At 25.8% G+C, this 1,363-nt stretch carries 1 protein-coding gene and 2 tRNA genes; 2 read left to right on the forward strand and 1 reads right to left on the reverse strand.

The annotated features are described in order from the left end of the window. Positions 1-58: 58 nt before the first annotated feature. Positions 59-805, reverse strand: coding sequence for an ATP-binding cassette domain-containing protein (locus FJO69_RS02925; protein ID WP_140781570.1), 747 nt, complete (start codon positions 803-805; stop codon positions 59-61). Between the two features lie 146 nt (positions 806-951). On the opposite strand from FJO69_RS02925, the gene FJO69_RS02930 reads away from it, so the two are divergent. Further along, positions 952-1,044 (forward strand) — tRNA-Ser (locus FJO69_RS02930). A gap of 72 nt (positions 1,045-1,116) precedes the next feature. Beyond that, a tRNA-Arg gene (locus FJO69_RS02935) sits at positions 1,117-1,192 on the forward strand. The last annotated feature ends 171 nt before the right edge of the window (positions 1,193-1,363 follow it).

Here is a 1,363-nt window from a genome sequence, read left to right on the forward strand (position 1 = left end):
CTATTAAACTGAATTTAAATAAAAAATATAAGCCAATAAAAGCCTATATTTTAACTAATTATTCACTTTTTAAAAATTGCTTAATTTTAGCTATATTTGCTTTATTAGCTTTGCCTTCAAAATTAACTTTTCCATCTTTAATAAAAACTATTCGATCAAAATATTTGTCAATTAAACTTAAATCATGAACATTTACTAAAACTAATTTATTTTGTTTTTTAGCAGCATTATTTAATAAAGAAAAAACATCTTCACTATTTTTAATATCAAGGCTAGAAGTAGGTTCATCGGCTAAAATTATTTCAGATTCTTGTAAAAATAATTTTGCTATTTCAACCCTTTGTTTTTGACCTCCACTAAGTGATTTTATAGGTGTATAAGCTTTGCCTAAAATACCTAAATTAGCTAATGTTTGATAAATTTCTTCTTTTTGTTTTTTAGTTAAAATTTTAAAAAAACTAAAAAACGGGTTTTTATATTTTTTATAAAAATTGATTATGTTTTCGTAAACATTTAATTCTTCTATTAAATTAGGTTCTTGGGCTAAAAAACCTACTTGATTTAAGACTTTTTTTAATTTTCTTTTATTAATTGTATAAATATCTTTATCATCTATTATTAGAGAACCTTTTATTGATTTAACTTGATGCAAAATAGCGTTAAATAAAGTTGATTTTCCAGCTCCAGATTTACCTAAAATGGCAACCATTTCACCTTTTTTAAAGGTTAAATTAATATCTTGTAAAACTATAAAATCGTTGTTTTTATAAGAAGCTGAAAAATCAACAAAAGAAAGCTTATTCATAAGAAAAATTATAACATTTATAAAACAATAAAAATAAGCTGTAAAAAATTAAAAACTTTAAGCAAATAATTACTAAGTGCAAATAGCTTATTTTTTAGTTTAAAAAACAGCTAATTTCATATATAATTGTTAAACATGGTACAAAAGGGTAAGTACTCAAGTGGTCGAAGAGGCGGTCCTGCTAAGACTGTAGGGGTGTTAAAGCACCCGCGGAGGTTCAAATCCTCTCTTACCCGCCATTTTTTTTATTTTTTTAACAAAAGATCAAAAAAATATTTATAATATAACTGTGTCTTTTAGACATAGAGCGTGGTCGTGTAGCTCAGTGGATAGAGTACGTGCCTTCTAAGCATGTGGTCGCAGGTTCGAGTCCTGCCACGATCGCCATTTTTTTTATAAAATTTCAGAAAAAAGCAAGAGAATTCAGGGTTATAAACTAGGACAAAATTAGTGGACACATATATGTGTTCACTTTTTATATATTAAGGAGTAATTATGAAGCAATTAAAACAAGAAGAATGATTAGAGATTTTGATTCTTTATGAAGATTTCATAAAT

Source organism: [Mycoplasma] falconis, from assembly GCF_006385795.1.
Taxonomy (GTDB): Bacteria; Bacillota_I; Bacilli_A; order Mycoplasmatales; family Metamycoplasmataceae; genus Metamycoplasma; species Metamycoplasma falconis.